At 47.8% G+C, this 15,971-nt stretch carries 14 protein-coding genes and 5 pseudogenes; 8 read left to right on the top strand and 11 right to left on the bottom strand.

Features of this window, described 5'->3' with window-relative positions; all coding sequences use genetic code 11:
* The 5 genes and pseudogenes from RID53_RS27425 to RID53_RS27405 all read left to right on the top strand — a co-directional run.
* Nucleotides 1–391 (top strand): Crp/Fnr family transcriptional regulator (locus RID53_RS27425; RefSeq protein WP_446391108.1); only part of this gene is annotated, 391 nt, incomplete at its 5' end.
* 232 nt (nucleotides 392–623) lie between these two features.
* A complete protein-coding gene (gene thrS / locus RID53_RS27420) occupies nucleotides 624–2,495 on the top strand; it encodes a threonine--tRNA ligase (protein WP_446391107.1) in 1,872 nt (623 codons plus the stop codon).
* Between the two features lie 75 nt (nucleotides 2,496–2,570).
* Nucleotides 2,571–3,710, top strand: coding sequence for an NAD(P)/FAD-dependent oxidoreductase (locus RID53_RS27415; protein WP_446391106.1), 1,140 nt, complete (start codon nucleotides 2,571–2,573; stop codon nucleotides 3,708–3,710).
* A gap of 167 nt (nucleotides 3,711–3,877) precedes the next feature.
* Complete coding sequence (locus tag RID53_RS27410; RefSeq protein ID WP_446391105.1) at nucleotides 3,878–5,095, top strand: RNA-guided endonuclease InsQ/TnpB family protein; 1,218 nt, start codon at nucleotides 3,878–3,880, stop codon at nucleotides 5,093–5,095.
* Nucleotides 5,096–5,110: 15 nt separating this feature from the next.
* A pseudogene (locus RID53_RS27405) lies at nucleotides 5,111–5,662 on the top strand (nucleoside recognition domain-containing protein); the annotation flags it as partial.
* Here RID53_RS27405 and RID53_RS27400 read toward each other — a convergent pair.
* The 3 genes from RID53_RS27400 to cysS form a co-directional block, all read right to left on the bottom strand.
* Complete coding sequence (locus RID53_RS27400) at nucleotides 5,659–5,844, bottom strand: hypothetical protein (RefSeq protein WP_446391104.1); 186 nt, start codon at nucleotides 5,842–5,844, stop codon at nucleotides 5,659–5,661. The pseudogene RID53_RS27405 and the gene RID53_RS27400 sit on opposite strands and share 4 nt — an antisense overlap.
* A 74-nt stretch (nucleotides 5,845–5,918) precedes the next feature.
* Complete coding sequence (locus RID53_RS27395; RefSeq protein ID WP_446391109.1) at nucleotides 5,919–6,434, bottom strand: TIGR02652 family protein; 516 nt, start codon at nucleotides 6,432–6,434, stop codon at nucleotides 5,919–5,921.
* A 42-nt stretch (nucleotides 6,435–6,476) separates the two neighbouring features.
* Nucleotides 6,477–7,961 carry a cysteine--tRNA ligase gene (cysS, locus tag RID53_RS27390; protein ID WP_446391103.1) on the bottom strand — a complete coding sequence of 495 codons (1,485 nt, stop codon included), beginning with the start codon at nucleotides 7,959–7,961 and terminating at the stop codon, nucleotides 6,477–6,479.
* A gap of 75 nt (nucleotides 7,962–8,036) precedes the next feature.
* Between cysS and RID53_RS27385 the strand changes: the two genes are divergently transcribed.
* Nucleotides 8,037–8,672, top strand: coding sequence for a gamma carbonic anhydrase family protein (locus RID53_RS27385; RefSeq protein ID WP_446391102.1), 636 nt, complete (start codon nucleotides 8,037–8,039; stop codon nucleotides 8,670–8,672).
* A 125-nt stretch (nucleotides 8,673–8,797) separates the two neighbouring features.
* On the opposite strand, the gene RID53_RS27380 is transcribed toward RID53_RS27385, so the two are convergent.
* The 8 genes and pseudogenes from RID53_RS27380 to RID53_RS27345 form a co-directional block, all read right to left on the bottom strand.
* Nucleotides 8,798–9,124 carry a hypothetical protein gene (locus tag RID53_RS27380; RefSeq protein ID WP_446391101.1) on the bottom strand — a complete coding sequence of 109 codons (327 nt, stop codon included), beginning with the start codon at nucleotides 9,122–9,124 and terminating at the stop codon, nucleotides 8,798–8,800.
* A complete protein-coding gene (locus RID53_RS27375) occupies nucleotides 9,117–9,974 on the bottom strand; it encodes a metal ABC transporter permease (protein ID WP_446391100.1) in 858 nt (285 codons plus the stop codon). The genes RID53_RS27380 and RID53_RS27375 overlap by 8 nt, the downstream gene beginning before the upstream one ends.
* A 23-nt stretch (nucleotides 9,975–9,997) precedes the next feature.
* Complete coding sequence (locus tag RID53_RS27370; protein WP_446391099.1) at nucleotides 9,998–10,762, bottom strand: metal ABC transporter ATP-binding protein; 765 nt, start codon at nucleotides 10,760–10,762, stop codon at nucleotides 9,998–10,000.
* A gap of 129 nt (nucleotides 10,763–10,891) precedes the next feature.
* Nucleotides 10,892–12,031, bottom strand: a complete 1,140-nt coding sequence (locus RID53_RS27365; RefSeq protein ID WP_446391098.1) for a metal ABC transporter solute-binding protein, Zn/Mn family — start codon at nucleotides 12,029–12,031, stop codon at nucleotides 10,892–10,894.
* A 61-nt stretch (nucleotides 12,032–12,092) separates the two neighbouring features.
* On the bottom strand, nucleotides 12,093–13,190 hold the full coding sequence (gene hemB, locus RID53_RS27360) for a porphobilinogen synthase (RefSeq protein WP_446391097.1): 1,098 nt from the start codon (nucleotides 13,188–13,190) through the stop codon (nucleotides 12,093–12,095).
* A 61-nt stretch (nucleotides 13,191–13,251) separates the two neighbouring features.
* Nucleotides 13,252–14,208: pseudogene (locus tag RID53_RS27355) on the bottom strand (RRXRR domain-containing protein); the annotation flags it as partial.
* A 2-nt stretch (nucleotides 14,209–14,210) separates the two neighbouring features.
* A pseudogene (locus tag RID53_RS27350) lies at nucleotides 14,211–14,294 on the bottom strand (phosphoribosyl-AMP cyclohydrolase); the annotation flags it as partial.
* Between the two features lie 37 nt (nucleotides 14,295–14,331).
* Entirely contained in the window at nucleotides 14,332–14,694 is a 363-nt protein-coding gene (locus tag RID53_RS27345; protein WP_446391096.1) for an ArsR/SmtB family transcription factor, read from the bottom strand.
* Between the two features lie 636 nt (nucleotides 14,695–15,330).
* Between RID53_RS27345 and RID53_RS27340 the strand changes: the two are divergent.
* Nucleotides 15,331–15,564: pseudogene (locus RID53_RS27340) on the top strand (hypothetical protein); the annotation flags it as partial.
* Nucleotides 15,565–15,670: 106 nt separating this feature from the next.
* Nucleotides 15,671–15,971, top strand: a pseudogene (locus RID53_RS27335) (hypothetical protein); the annotation flags it as partial.

Here is a 15,971-nt window from a genome sequence, read left to right as displayed (position 1 = left end):
TTTGACTCGAGTACAGGCAAGTCAAATCCCTTTAGAGAGTCAATCGTTACCAGAGGCGTTACTGATTCATGCTTGCAAAAGCGAAGAACTATTGAATATTCTACATCAGCACTCTGCCTATGCCCGCCTGCTGCATCTGTTGGAATGGCTATCCTGTCATTTTGGACAAACAGTTCCTCAGGGTAAATTGCTGAACTTTCACCTGACTCATCAGGATATTTCCGAGACGATTGGGATTACTCGGGTAACTGTTACACGCCTGATCAATCGTTTGGAACAGGAAGGGAGGATTGTGCGATCGCGTCGAAATCTCATCCTCACCACGGGTGAACATTCTCAGTACAATGGTACTGAAAATTTGCATTTTGAAAGCATCAAAACCTTGATCTAGCGTAGGGTGGACACTGCCCACCTGTCAATGACTGAAGCAGGTAACACTTCCACAAGAGGTTTTGGATAGCTTACAGGTGATGTGTTTTGAGTGTTCGCAACAGCTCTATCCTTTGTAGTGGTCAATTGACATCATGCATGGATGAATTTAATCGAGATCAAGTTCCTCTATGTAGCCTGAATCCAGGCTTTTCTGTTAAAATGAGAATGATTATTATTTTTATTCTTGGATTATGGTCAGTCAATTAACTCAGTCTCTGTCTGAGAACAGTCCTCACCAAGATGACCCAAAAAAACTAGAGCGAATTCGCCACACCTGCGCTCACATCTTGGCAATGGCAGTGCAAACTCTCCTCCCACAGACAAAAGTAACGATTGGACCCACCACAGACACCGGATTTTACTACGACTTTGATCGCCAGCAACCCTTTACCCCAGATGACTTGAGCCGCATTGAAGCCAAAATGCGGCAGATTATCAACGCTAACTTGCCAATTATCCGCGAAGTTGTAGATCGGGAAGAGATTCGTGGGGAAATTGAGCAGTTAGGGGAACCCTACAAGCTGGAAATCCTCGACTTTATTCCCGAAGGAGAAACTATTACCCGCTACTTCATCGGTAACCCTGATTGCGGCAGAGGGTCAACCGATACAATCCAGCCAGAACCTTCTCTATTTGAACAAGTGACGCTACCGCCGGATGAATACTGGTGGGATTTATGTTCTGGTCCTCACGTCAACTTCACTGGAGAAATCAATCCCGATGCTTTTGCCTTAGAAACTGTTGCGGGTGCTTACTGGCGGGGAGATGAAACCAAACCTCAGTTGCAACGCATCTATGGTACGGCTTGGGAAACACCCGAACAACTCTCGGCTTACCTTCAACAAAAAGAAGAAGCCAAGCGACGCGACCATAGAAAAATTGGTCAAGACCTCAAACTCTTTAGTATCCAAGACGATGCTGGCGGTGGCTTAGTTTTTTGGCATCCGCGTGGCGCAGCGATACGTAACATTATCGAAGATTACTGGAAAAAGTCTCACCTAGCAGCAGGTTATCAACTCCTTTACACACCCCATATCGCCAATCTGGAACTGTGGAAAACATCGGGTCATTTTGATTTTTATCGAGAGAATATGTTTGACTCAATGGATATTGAACAACAGGCTTATCAAATTAAGCCGATGAACTGTCCCTTTCACGTTCTGACCTATAAGCAGGACCTGCATTCTTACCGCGAGTTTCCCTTACGCTTTGCTGAATTAGGAACAGTTTATCGCTACGAACGCTCAGGCGTTATGCATGGTTTGATGCGTGTCCGAGGATTCACCCAAGATGATGCTCATATTTTCTGCTTACCCAATCAGATTGCCGATGAAATCATTGGAGTATTAAATCTAACCGAGCAAATCTTATCAGATTTTGGCTTTACCGATTATGAGGTTAATTTATCCACTCGTCCGGCTAAATCTGTTGGCACCGATGACGTTTGGGAGTTAGCGACAACAGCTTTAAAACAAGCTTTAGCTGCCAAAGGTTGGAATTATATTGAAGATGTGGGGGGTGGCGCGTTCTATGGTCCCAAGATTGACCTTAAGATTCGAGATGCCATTGGTCGTTTCTGGCAATGTTCGACAATTCAGGTCGATTTCAATTTACCCGATCGCTTCAATATGGAATATGTCGCTGCTGATGGAAGTCGCCAACAACCGATTATGATTCACCGAGCAATTTTTGGCTCGTTGGAACGCTTTTTCGGGATTTTAATTGAGAATTACGCAGGTGATTTCCCCTTGTGGTTAGCCCCCATTCAGGTGCGTCTGTTACCCGTGAGCGATGCTCAACGGGAGTATTCAGAATCAGTTGCCACCACTCTTAAAAAAACTGGGTATCGGGTTGAGATTGACCGCAGTGGAGAGCGTTTGGGTAAGCAAATTCGCAATGCAGAGTTAGAAAAAATTCCCGTTGTTGCTGTAGTCGGTAAACGGGAAGTAGAAAATCAAACTCTGAGTGTGCGGACAAGGAAGGGGGGAGAGTTAGGAATGCTAACTTTAGCTGAGTTGCAAGCTTGTCTGCAAGGAGTGATTGAAGAGAAATCAACGCTTTAACCTTGTCAAGTTAGAGAAAATAATTTAGGTCTGACCGTACAGAAACTGGTAACTGCTTTCTAGTTAATAGCTGTAATGAATTCTTCTAAAATCTTGGATGTAGTCATTGTCGGTGCGGGTGCGGCGGGGGTCGGTTGTGGGGTCGTTCTCAAAGATTTAGGACTCCAAAATTTTATCCTGTTAGAGCGCCATGAAGTGGGAGCATCTTTTAATCGCTGGCCCGCACAAATGCGATTTATTACCCCGTCGTTTCCCAGTCACGGCTTTGGGTTACTCGACCTGAATGCAGTAGCTCTAAATACCTCCCCAGCTCTATCTTTTCGACGAGAACACCTAACGGGTAAGGAGTATGCCCTCTATTTACAAACGGTTGTCGAGCATTTTCAGCTTCCAGTAAAAACGGGCATTGAGGTTCACGATATTGAAGCACTACCAGGAGAAAAAGGGTTTATCCTCAAAACTTCCCAAGGCGATGTCCAAAGCCGCTTTGTCATTTGGGCGGCGGGAGAATTTCAGTATCCGCGCCTCGATTCCTTTCCCGGTGCCGATTTGTGCATTCAAAATACTCAGGTACGCTCCTGGGACGAGATACAGGGAGAGGAGGTTATTGTGATTGGCGGTTATGAAAGTGGAATGGATGCTGCCACCAATTTAGTTGCCTTGGGAAAACGAGTGGCAGTAATCGATCGCGCAAAAAGTTGGGCATCCAATAACCCCGATCCGAGCATCTCTTTGTCTCCTTACACAATACAGCGCTTGGAGTTTGTCTATGGGACAGGTCGCCTTGAACTGATTGGGAATACGGACATTGTGGGAGTCAAGCGCGACGCCAACGGTTATGCTGTCGTCGGGGCGCAAGAAAATGAGAGGCTTGAGTATCGCCAGTGGATGAGTCCCACGCCTCCTATTCTGTGTACGGGTTTTAAGGGCAGTCTCAGTACCATAGCTCACTTGTTTCATTGGTCAGACGGACATGCTGTGCTGAATGAATGCGATGAATCGACCCGCACTTCAGGGTTATTCGTTGTCGGACCTTCTGTGCGTCACGGGGATGTGATTTTCTGTTTTATCTATAAATTCCGGCAGCGGTTTGCGGTGGTGGCTGATGCGATCGCACAACGTTTGGGTTTAGATCCCTCACCTTTGCAGGTTTACCGCGAACAGGGTTTATTTCTTGATGACCTTTCCTGCTGTAGCAATGATTGTGTTTGTTAATAGCTGAGTTTTTTTATCGCGTGAGCGATGGTGAAGACTCCCGCGCTCTACAGCCGGGAGATGAAATCGAGCAAAGCGTCTAGCTAGTGGCTTTAGCCACGAGTCCTAGCAAACGTCCTGACGGTAGTTAGTTAATGGTGTATACTAGGGTTAGGAGGTGATGCAAGTTGTTCAATCTGACCTACGAATTTAAGTTAAAGCCGACTAAAACTCAGATAGCCATTTTTGAAGATTGGTTAGAGCAGTGCCGCCGTGTGTATAATTACGCATTAGGCGAGCGCAAGGATTGGTATAACTCGCGTAAGTGTCAGATTAACGCCTGTTCACTCCGATCTGAATACATCATTTCGGCTGATACTCCTAGACCTACTTACAACAGGCAAGCCGTAGCTTTAACCACATACAAAAAAACAAGTAAAAATCTCCAACGAGTAAACGCACAAGTGCTACAACAAACGCTCAAGCGTTTAGAAAAAGCATTTGTCAGTATGTGGGAAGGTGGTCACGGTTTCCCACGGTTTAAGAAAGCTGGCAGAATGCGGTCTTTCGTGTTTCCTCAACTGGGAAAAGAACCCATTCAAGGAACTGCGGTTAAGTTGCCCAAGATTGGGTTAGTTAAGTTTAACCAATCACGTCCAATACCAGACGGGGCAACCATCAAGCAAGCCCGTGTAGTCAAACGGGCATCAGGTTGGTACGTCATGTTAACCCTACAGTGGGATCTAGATGTACCTCAACCAATGCCTCATGGTGAAGCCATAGGAATAGATGTAGGAATCAGTCATTTTGCAGCCGTTTCAAATGGTAAACTATTCCCCAATCCTAAGCCTTTTCGGAAACTCGAACGCAAGCTTAAATTGCTGCAACAAAGAGTAAGTAGAAAGCGCAAAGGGAGTAATAACCGGAGAAAGGCACAAGCTAAAGTTAGCCGACTGCATGAACGAATCGCCAACGTAAGGAAAAATTACCATTGGGAGTTAGCCCATAACCTATGTGACTGGGCGGGTATGATATTCGTCGAAGATCTCAATCTAAAAGGGTTAGCCAGAGGGATGTTGGGTAAGCATTGTTTAGATGCTGGCTGGGGTCAATTCCTCCAGATACTAGAGCAATGCTGCTTTAAGCGTGGTGTATTCTTCCTAAAAACAGACGCCAAAAAGACTAGCCAGATATGCCCTAATTGCTTAACAGAAACGGGCAAAAAGCTACTGTCTGAGCGCGTCCACTCATGTAGTCACTGCGGCTACACAACTGATAGAGATGTAGCAGCCGCCCAAATAGTCTGTATTCGTGGACTTGCAGCCGTGGGACACACGGTCAAGATGCTTTCTGAGGGTAAATTCATAGGAATCCCTGAGACGGAAGAATCCCCCGCGCTCTTTTAGCCGGGGGAGTGTCAATTACTCTATCTGACAGTAACAACCTTAATTTACACCCGACTGACAGCACCCAAAAAAGCGCGATCGCCGTTAAATAAGTTGCTCGTTGAAGGGCGTAGTTTCCTGGAATTTCCCCGCCCGATCGCCATCTGGCGCGAAGCCCGCAGCACCCTATCTCAATTCTTTCTCCAGGCAATCCCCATCTTCTTGGGAATTACAATTATTGCGTCGCTACTCGACTGGCTAGGTGTTCTCTCTTTATTGTCGGGTGTTCTTCGCCCTGTGATGGGATTGTTTCGCCTTCCGGCTGAAGCCGCTTTACCTGTAGTGCTTGCCTCTATTCGCAAGGATGGCATTTTGCTATTCACCGAACCGAATGTAGTGGATGCTTTAACCCCCTTGCAGATTCTCACAGCCGTCTATCTGGCAGGTGTAATTCTGCCTTGCCTTGTCACCCTCCTAACTATTGTGCGCGAGGTATCTTGGCGCTTTGCCCTGAAGCTTTTGAGCCAGCAAGTTGTGGCAGGCGTCAGCTTTTCGCTGCTTCTGGCTTGGGGCAGCGCCCTATTTTAGCATTCAATGACAACGTTGCTGATATGTGTAATTAACGTCCGTTCATCTTGAGTCACAATTTTGACGTAGCCACTGGCAATACAGTACTCAACCGAAGCAGCTTCAATGGTTTGTGTGGGAGTAATCATCGATACTTTGGCGTTCTCAATGTAATTCGTTGCATAGTGCTGAATTGTTGTCATCGCTTTTACCTCCTGATTGAAAATTGGTTTACTTTTTCCAAGCATTCACTGTCAACCTTTATGGCATTGTCCTCTTAGCGCCATGCTTTGAGAAATGGATAAGTATAGTTCGTTGGGTTCCCCGGTTCAGTTTGAAACTCAAAGTTCATAATTTTCCAACGAGGTTCTGTATGTTGATCTGAGCTAAATTCCACTGGCACTCCATACAATCGTTGCTTCACAAAATAAAACTGCCTAAACCAGTCAGCATGATGTTCTAAGCTGTTGCCAAGCATCTCTTTATACCGTTGAGCAACAATCACCTGGGTTGCTCGATATCCATTTCGATAAAGGTGTTCAAGCGCCTCAGCGATTTCAAAGCGTAGGGTATCGGGATGAATATGCTGACGATACCATTGACCTTCCCATTGATGCCAGCATCGCCCCGACTGAACATGAACTAATTCCCCTGTATTGGGGTTGGCTTCAAAAGCTCCATGCTCAGGGCAAACGTAAGAGTCTGTGAGTAACAAGGCTGGAATTGGTTGATGGCACTGAGGACATCGAATCTCTGTGCCGAATATGGGATAGTCCGAAAGGATAGGAGTCATACCAAGTGTCATCACAAAAATTGTTCCTTTCCACTAGAGAGTTCAAAAACGATGCCAACGGGTTTGTCCGTTGGGCTGATCAATCAAGGTAATGCCTGCTGCTTGCAGTTGATTACGGATGCGATCGCTCTCGACATAGCGTTTTTCTTGGCGTGCTTGGTGCCGTTGTTGCAGTAGCGATTCAATCCAATTCACATTAATCTCTGGTACAGGTAAGGTTTCGGGTTCAACCTCTAAACCAAACACCCCAGCAAGCTGTATCAACGTCTGCGATAAAGCACGTAACTGCACATCCTCAAGTTCCTGAGACCCTTGATAGCAACGCTGATTAAACTCTCGTTTTAGGGATTTTGCCAACTCAAACAACACCGCTAATCCAGCCGCCGTATTAAAGTCATCATCCATTGCCGCTTGAAAACGGGCGATACGTGCTGCGCACACGCTACGCGAACGCTGTGAGTCCAATTCATCAAGAATCGCAGCTTGTGGCGATAGATTGCATTGCTGCCAATCTAAATTCAGCGCATCTTTGAGGGTTTGCCAGCCATGAACAGCGGCGGTAATGGCTGATGCCGTAAAATCTAAGGGCTTACGATAATGAGCTTGCAAAACGAATAGCCTGACGACCATTGGGTCGATCGGCTGCGGATACTCTGACCATTTACCGTCTAACAAATCTCGAATGGTGGTAAAGTTGCCTAAGGATTTAGACATCTTCTCCCCATTCACTGTCACCATGCCATTGTGTAGCCAGTATCGAGCCAAGGGCTTACCTGTTAGCACTTCTGATTGAGCGATTTCATTTTCATGGTGGGGAAACACCAAATCGCCCCCACCGCCATGAATATCAATCGTTTCACCCAATCGGGCACGAATCATTGCCGAGCATTCAATATGCCACCCAGGTCGTCCTTTACCCCAAAGAGAATCCCAAGCAGGCTCCCCTGGTTTGGCAGCTTTCCACAGTGCAAAATCAAAAGGGTCTTGTTTTTTGCCCTCTGGTTCGCCTGGGTCAATGCGTCCACCTGCCCCAGCTTGCATCTGCTCTCTTTTTCGTCCAGAGAGTTTGCCATACTCGGAAAACTGCTGCACGTTGTAGTAAACATCACCATCCACGGCGTAAGCATAGCCTTTGCTTTCCAGTGCTTGGATGAGATGAACAATCGCTGGGATATGTTGGGTGACACGAGGATACTCATCGGCATCCATGACGTTCAACCGCCGAATATCCTCAAAGTATATATTGATGTAGCGATCGGCAATTTCTGGCATCGAGCTGCCTTCAACTCTAGCCCGATTCAAAATTTTGTCATCAATATCGGTAAAGTTCTGCACATACCGTACTTGATAACCCCGCCATTGTAAATAACGCCGCATTACATCCCAGCCGATATAAGACCGGGCATGACCCAAATGGCAATAGTCGTACACTGTTACCCCACAGCAATACATTGTGACTTTACCGGGTTCAATTGTTGTGAACGGCTCTTTTTGGCGAGTCAATGTGTTGTATAAAGTGAGGCTCATGGCAAATTTTGGATTGTCAAGGTTTGGATCAAGTATCCCAGTAGCATTTAGAATGATAATCACTCTCATTTTAACATGACTATGTACAACATTCCTGCCCCACCAACCCCCTGGTCACAGCAACTCGCTGAGCCAACCCTAGATGCCACCGTCTATATCCACCCTCTGACCAACGTGATTGGGGATGTGCGGATTGGAGCGCAGGTTCACATTGCTCCCGGTGTCTCGATTCGAGCCGACGAAGGAATGCCGTTTTATATTGGTGCGAATGTAAACATTCAAGATGGAGCGGTGATTCATGGATTGGAACAGGGACGAGTCATCGGGGATGATGGACAGCTTTACTCCGTGTGGATTAGCGATAACGCTTCCATTACGCACATGGCTTTAATTCACGGTCCTGCTTACGTGGGAAACGCTTGCTTTATTGGCTTCCGCTCGACTGTGTTTAACGCTCGTATTGGGGATGGTTGTATCGTTATGTCCCATGCACTAATCGAGAATGTAGAAATTCCGGCGGGCAAATATATCGCATCTGGCTCAATCATTACCAACCCCCAACAAGCTCATCATTTACCCAATATTCAAGACGCAGATTCAGAGTTTGCCCGTCATGTAGTGAGCATTAATCAAAAACTCCGTCAGGGATATTTGTGTGCTGAGGACAATGCCTGCATTGCTGCAATTCGCGATGAATCGAACGGGTACTAAGATTGCGGTGCGCCAAGCGCGATCGGTACCACTCGAACCCAAATGGCACAGGCGATCGCACAAGGGATTCTCGATTATTTCCAGGCAAACGACTGATTATGAACGATTTGGATTGCGATCGCCCCTCACTCTGGAAAGAAAAACTCTGCCTCATCCTCATCCACAGGCTCACGATTCCGATAGTAGGCTTCTAATTGTTCCGGACTGATGGGATTCTCAGTGGGATTCTCAAAAAATGCCTTGACTCGAATATAACGCCGCAGTCCTTCTGCCCCAGCATCTTCTCGCGTTGCCTCTTTAAAATCTTCAGGAAAGGTTTCACTTACCTTAATCCAAGCTTCTTGCAGAATTGCTTCAACTTCGGGCGTGGGAGCTTTATCCAGCAGAGTTTCCAGGGCTTCCAAAATGTCGATCATCTTCAAGATTTTGGGAGTAATACCAGAGTCAGACATTGCGTGGTTCCCCCTGTCCTAAGACACGCAATCGAGGTAATGCCATTGCTGTTAGAAAAATCGCCAACTGGGTTGCCACAATACTGGGACCCGATGGCAAATTGAACCCCGCAGAAACTATCATGCCGATCACCGCACTCAACGCCCCTAGCCCCGCCGATAGCACCACGTAGTTGGCAAATGTACGACTCAGCAACCGGGCGGCGCAGGCGGGAATGACCACAAAGGCACTCACCAGTAATACCCCGATCGCCTTAATCGAAATTCCCACCACCAGCGACAGCAGCACAATGAACGCAGTGCGATGAGCCGACACCGACACCCCACGAGCGATCGCCATCGGTTCATTGAGGGTGAGGAGAATTTGCGATCGCAACGTCAAGCCAAGAAACAGCCCACAAGCTCCTAACAACACACTGCCAAATATGAGATCACTCGTTTGCACAGCGAGAATATCTCCAAAGAGCAGATTGCCGATGCCCCCTTGATATTCATCACGGAAGCTGAGCAGGATAATTCCCACCGCCAGGGAGGATGAGTAAATGATGTTTAACAGAGCATCAGTCCAGAGGTGGGTGCGTTCTAGAAAATAAGCAACGACTAGGGCAAAAATGACCGCAAACGGCAGCAGCACCCATGAAGGATCAAACCCTAACAGTAATCCAATACCGATGCCTAGCAAGGCTGAATGTCCCAGCGCGTCACTAAAAAATGATAGCTGCCTGAGAATTGTGAAACTCCCCATCAGTCCGCCCATCAATCCCGTTAACACTCCACCGATGAGTGCTCGCTGCATAAAGGGTAGTTGAAAGAGTTCAATGATGCGAGTGAGTTCAGCCTGAATGGTCATGATGGAAATTTAGCGGTGGGAATTTAGCAAGAATGATGATAACGAACGAACTCGGAACCATAAGCCAGTGACAGGTTTTCTGGTGAGAGGGTGTGACCGGGGACCCCTTGACAAAGCAACGTGCGGTTCAGGCAGAGGACGCGATCGCAATTGCGACGCACCATATCCAGGTCGTGGGAAATTTGCAAAATCGCCCAACCCTGTTCCTGCTTCAGTTGATAGAGCAACTGATAAAAGTCAGATTCACTACGCACATCTAAACCTGCTGGGGCTTCATCCAAAATCAATAGGGAGCGGGGACGCACCAGACAGTAGGCAAGCAGCACCCGTTTGGTTTCCCCTCCCGATAAGCTACTGACCAGTTGGTCGCGCAGATGCCATGCCTCCACTTGCGTCAACGCCTCCCGCACGGCGCGACGGCGCGATCGCCCTCCCGCCCAGGGCAGTTGCGGTTCCATCCGATCCCAACCCAGTCCTACTAACTCAGAGGCAGTGATGGGAATGCGGCGATCGAACAAAAAGTTTTGCGGCAAGTAAGCAATGCGTTGCCGCACCTCGGTCGGTAAGTAGCCCCTAGCAGACAGGGGCTGCCCCAGGACAAACACATCCCCCGATTGGCGCGGCAAGATGCCCAGCACAGCTTGAATCAGAGTACTTTTCCCGGCTCCGTTGGGTCCGACGATGGCGGTGTCTGTTCCGGGTTGCACCTCAAAGGACACATTTTCCACAGCCAGGTGAGTTTCACGGTACACCGTTAACCCATCAATGACTAAAACCGAATCGCTCAACTACCGCCCCCTTACTACACAAGAAATTGACTGCTGAATACTGATTCTCCCCCGTTAGTCTACAGCCTCGAACCCTGAGTTCCTCGTGAATTCCCAGGGTTCCAACTCAAAACTCAAACTGAACGGGTATCAAAACCGCAGACCTACCCGTTGGGGTACGACCGCCACAGGTTGGATCACCCAGAGAGGAAGCCATGACTGGTTCGATGCCTCGAAGCTGTTTACTAAATTTTCGACGTTCTGACGCATTGTGGTCAGGTAATAGTCGGGTTGCACCGCTTCGGCTGGTCCTGTTTCGATGGGGTCAAACATACTGACATCGATGTTGAGGTCATTGGCGATCGCCTCAAACGTCTTTTGCCCAGCCTGGGGTTCGCTCAAGATTGTTTTCAGCCCTTCCGTCTGCACTGTTTCCATTACTTGCTTCACGTCCTCTGGAGACGGATTCTCTTCGGGAATGCCCACCAGCGTTTTGGATTCCAGCCCATAGCTCTCGGCAAAGTAAGGCGCGAAATCATGGAACACTACAAAGGTTTGTCCTGCAAAGGGAGCCAGCTCTTCGGTGATTTCGGCATCCAGCGCTTCCAGTTCACCAATAAAGGCAGCGGCATTGGCGGTGTATTCTGCTTCACCGTCTGGATCAGCCGCAATCAGCCCATCCCGAATGTTTTCCACCTGCTCGATCGCCCGTTTGGGGTCTAACCAGACATGAGGATTGAATTCGCCATGATGATGGTGGTGGTGTCCGGCTTCAGCATGGTCATGGTCGTGGGCTTCCCCTTCGGCATGGTCGTGACCGTGATCATGCCCGTGATTATGCCCGTGATCATCCATATCAAGGGTGGCAATGCCTTCGCTGGAGTCGATAATCACCAGGTCAGCGTTTTCGGCGTTTTCGATCATGTCATCCAGGAAGAACTCCATTTCCAGGCCATTTTTCACCAGCACATCAGCAGTGGAGATCGCCTGAGCATCACCTGGTTTTGCCTGGTAATCGTGGGGACCCACATTAGTGGGAAGCAGTTGAACGACTTCAGCGCGATCGCCCGCCACCGCTTTGGTAAACTGAGTGATGGGCAAAAACGTTGTCACTACTTGTAACTCATCCGTTGTTGCGGCGGTCGTCGATTGTGCTTGTGAATCTGTGTTTGTCGTCGGTGCATTCGTTTGGCAACTTCCTAAACTAACGGCGATCGCGGATACAACCACTACAGAAAACTGACGAACGAGATTGCTGGATGGTTGTAATCTTGTTTTTGAATGAATCATCTGAAGAATCCTCTCAACGAATTGGGAAAATGAAAGGATGAAGGGGCTACTCCCCACTCCCTCACGACTGCAACATCAACGCCACATCTTTGGCAAAATAAGTCAGAATCAAGTTTGCACCAGCTCGCTTCATGCTCGTGAGCGTCTCTAAAATCACTTTTTTCTCATCAATCCAACCCTGTTGGGCAGCGGCTTTGATCATGGCGTATTCACCACTGACGTTATAGGCTGCAACAGGTAAATTCGTATGCTGTTTGATTTGGCAAATAACATCCAGATACGCCAGAGCAGGCTTGACCATGACAATATCTGCCCCTTCTGCAATGTCTAGATCGACCTCTTTGATCGCTTCTATCGCATTCGCAGCATCCATTTGATAGGTTTTCTTGTCACCAAATTTAGGAGCCGAGTCTAGAGCATCACGAAACGGTCCATAGTATGCCGAGGAATATTTTGCGGAATAGGCGAGAATGCCCACGTTAATCCACCCCTCCGCATCCAGTGCCCGACGAATTGCGCCTACTCGACCATCCATCATGTCCGAAGGGGCAACAAAATCGGCTCCGGCTTCTGCCTGCACGATCGCCTGCTTCTCCAGCACCGCAACCGTTTCATCGTTGAGAATCTTGCCATCCTGCACAATGCCGTCGTGTCCCTCACTGCTGTAGGGATCAAGCGCAACATCGGTAATAACCAGAATATCGGGGACAGCTTGTTTAATGGCTCGCACCGCACGAGGAATTAAGCCATCCGGGTTATAACTCTCAGTTCCCGCATTGTCTTTCTGGGCATGGGGAATGAGGGGAAACAGGGCGATCGCGCCAATCCCCAACTTATATGCCTGCTTCACCTCATCCAGCAACAAATCCAGCGTGTAACGGTAGCAACCAGGCATTGATGGCACTGATTCCTGGTGCTTCTCCCCTTCCATGACAAACAGGGGATAGATCAAATCTTCGACCTGCAAGATATGTTCTCGCACCATCCGACGTAGGGTTTCAGTTCGCCGCAACAGTCGAGGACGATGGGCGATCTGCGCTTCGCAGCAGCGCTTCGCTATCGCTGGCATAGTGGATTTGGCTTGGTGTCCAGAATCGGCGGGGTCGATTTCTGTTAGCGGAGTTTGAGGTTCAAGCGTTGAGGCTTCAGTCAGGTTCATAGTAGAATGAGAATCGTTATCATTCGCTTATTCTACAGCACCCGCCGTGAAAAGTGACTCTTCATCGTAATTCGCGTGAGACTCCGGATAAGAGCGAAGCAAGCCGGAGAGGGATAGCGGTCAAATCGACCCTTTCAATAAGGGAAGATTTGAAGGGTCTAGTTGAAGGCACGACAATTAACCCCGTACTTCGCTGCAACAACTGGACTTTTTTGGCACTAAACTGCCCTAACCGCTTCCAGTTTTTATCGGAAACAGAAACTTGTGTCTTGGTGTCCCCAGAACACCAGCCTATGTAAGTCTTTCCGGCTTTTAATGCTATAACTTTGTCGCCTTTGGAGAAGCCATGGCGGGTAACAGTGCCACCATATTTCCGGCGCTGACCCCCTTTGGATGGGACGCACAGATGCAACTGTCTACGGCTAATTGGCGGTCTACGGATTACCGCAAACAGTGCAGGTGTCACTTGCACATCACCACACCATAACCCAAGTTTGGCATTATCAGAGTGCCATTCCCGCCATTGGATGAACTCGAACGCGGCTAAGGTAACACCATCAACAGCGTGTGTGGCTGGTATTTGCTGTTCCTTATTTTTCTTGTCTTTGGCTAATCCTAACCATTGCCTAAGCTGACTGGTTCCGTTGCCATCCCTTTGCCATCCTTGGTGAGTTGTAACGGTCGCTAACTCAGACAACCAAGTCAACATTTGCCGCTGACCCACCATCACCGGAGAAAACCCAACACCAGACCGAGCCGACTTGCGCCCACTGGTTCTATCGACATCAGCCATAACCAATTCATAGTGAATGGCACTAATGGGGAACAACTTAAACAACTCTTTGACTATCCGTAGCTCTAGCTGTTTGTTTGCCCGAATCGATGGCGGTAATTTGCCTTGTCTACGATTCTCAAACCGAGCTTGACGGTGACATCTTTCGGAGTAGGGTAGTTCCCGATTAATCCGTCTTCCCCGTCTGGATCGACGCATGACCCGCCTTAACTCCATCCGCTCCTTTTGTCTTGATAGTCCTGGGCAATCGCCGGAATCAATCCCATCTCGTTAAATTTCAATTGCTCTAGCCACAAGGTGTTTTGCTTCATAACCATGACGGAAGACCCCTAACTTTTAACACCTATTTTAAACTGTTTGATCGCTATCTTTCACATCATAGCGAGTGCAAGAGTCTACACCAAGAGCCACATCAGCCAGTAATTCATCAGCTAGGTCAAGAAGTTTGACGATTCGGGCATCGCTGAGTTGGTAGTACACAAAACGACCCTGCTGTTGACGGACAACCAAGTCGCAACAGCGTAGACAACTCAGATGATTGGAAACATTAGACTGGGTGAGTCCTGTTGCTTCAACAATTTCGTTGACCTTCTTGGGTCCATCTCGTAAAACATTAAGGATAGATAAACGCGAGGAGTCAGAAAATCCCCGAAACATTTTGACCTTCAGGTCAGTAGCTTGAGTTTTGGTGACTTGAGGTTTGGTAATCATTGATAGGGGTAGGTTGCTGTTCGTTAATTTATGGACAATTTGTTTGGTCGGTTTGACCAGTCCTTCGTAAAGTAATGGAAAGCTTCGACAATGCTTCTAAGGCTTGTTATGGAGTATCAGAGGGCTTTCTCAGATGTCTGGTCCTTTCGTTGATCGTTCCGACAGTGCCAAAAACTAGCGTTCATTCTTGGGTGTCATGACAAAAGGAAGCGTAGCCAACCTTGCTAGATGGTAGGTTACTCTTTTTTACGGCTGAGTCTGCACGCTCACCCCACCTACCCAAAATGCTGAGTTTTGGGTAGTTGTGGGTAGACATTTACGAGCGGCAACAGGCTTGTGGCTTGACATATCAGTTGTTACTGATATTTAATGATAGCTTTAAAGAAGACATATCAGTTATCACTGATATGAGAACCGGATAGGTCGAGTTGTATCGAATTACCCGGCTGTCGATAAGAGCATCATAATCCAGGTCGCCTGTCTTTGCTCAATAGTCAATTGTCTCATGAACCCAACAACCCCCTCGAACAGTACCTTACAAGCAATAGTTAATGGGATGGACTGCCCTAACTGTGCCAAAACCATTCAGGCAAATCTAGTGCTGCATGGATTGCTTTGAAACTGCGTCGAGCAGATATGAACTTGCTGATGACCCTTGCGGCGATTGGAGCGGCTATTTTGAATTTTTGGGTTTGTGTTCTGAGTGTTCGCAACAGCTCCATCCTTTGTAGAGATCAATGTTTCAAGCGATTACATCAAGTTCCTTGTCGCCACTGTGCCTTTTTTACAGGAGATTATCGCCTCAAATGTACCGTGCATCCTAGCAAGGCTTTATCGGAAGAGGCAATTGGTTGTTTAGACTACGAACCAATCGCTGCATCGCCTGGATCTAACGGTGTACATTCCCCATGTTTTTGTGCCAAAACGACAACTAATCACACCTCAAACTCTTTGTCCATTAACCATCAATCAGCCGATGTCTTTATCCACATTAATCCCCTATATATTTCCCACCCGTCTGCATGTTGTGTATCCCCAAAAAGCGTTTAATCGCAAAGATTTGCTACCTCTGGGTTCAGACTATCTGTGGAAAATTGAACAAGGTATCGTGCGATCGCTAACTTGGAACGAAGAGGGTCAACTGGTTACCCTTGGCTTTTGGGGTCCGGGAGATGTAGTGGGACGACGGTTATCTCGGATCAAGCCTTACCAGGTGGTTTGTTTGACTCGAGTACAGGCAAGTCAAATCCCTTTAGAGAGTCAATCGTTACCAGAGG

Origin of the sequence: Coleofasciculus sp. B1-GNL1-01 (genome assembly GCF_040220235.1) — a bacterium.
GTDB lineage: Bacteria > Cyanobacteriota > Cyanobacteriia > Cyanobacteriales > Coleofasciculaceae > Coleofasciculus.
Note: the sequence above shows the minus strand (reverse complement) of the source record. Positions and strands in the feature narration are given on the sequence as shown.

Coding starts and splice junctions, on each gene's coding strand:
- thrS (WP_446391107.1), top strand. CDS start 624: ATGGTCAGTCAATTAACTCAGTCTCTGTCTGAGAACAGTCCTCACCAA.
- RID53_RS27415 (WP_446391106.1), top strand. CDS start 2,571: ATGAATTCTTCTAAAATCTTGGATGTAGTCATTGTCGGTGCGGGTGCG.
- RID53_RS27400 (WP_446391104.1), bottom strand. CDS start 5,844: ATGACAACAATTCAGCACTATGCAACGAATTACATTGAGAACGCCAAA.
- RID53_RS27395 (WP_446391109.1), bottom strand. CDS start 6,434: ATGACTCCTATCCTTTCGGACTATCCCATATTCGGCACAGAGATTCGA.
- cysS (WP_446391103.1), bottom strand. CDS start 7,961: ATGAGCCTCACTTTATACAACACATTGACTCGCCAAAAAGAGCCGTTC.
- RID53_RS27385 (WP_446391102.1), top strand. CDS start 8,037: ATGACTATGTACAACATTCCTGCCCCACCAACCCCCTGGTCACAGCAA.
- RID53_RS27380 (WP_446391101.1), bottom strand. CDS start 9,124: ATGTCTGACTCTGGTATTACTCCCAAAATCTTGAAGATGATCGACATT.
- RID53_RS27375 (WP_446391100.1), bottom strand. CDS start 9,974: ATGACCATTCAGGCTGAACTCACTCGCATCATTGAACTCTTTCAACTA.
- RID53_RS27365 (WP_446391098.1), bottom strand. CDS start 12,031: ATGATTCATTCAAAAACAAGATTACAACCATCCAGCAATCTCGTTCGT.
- hemB (WP_446391097.1), bottom strand. CDS start 13,190: ATGAACCTGACTGAAGCCTCAACGCTTGAACCTCAAACTCCGCTAACA.
- RID53_RS27345 (WP_446391096.1), bottom strand. CDS start 14,694: ATGATTACCAAACCTCAAGTCACCAAAACTCAAGCTACTGACCTGAAG.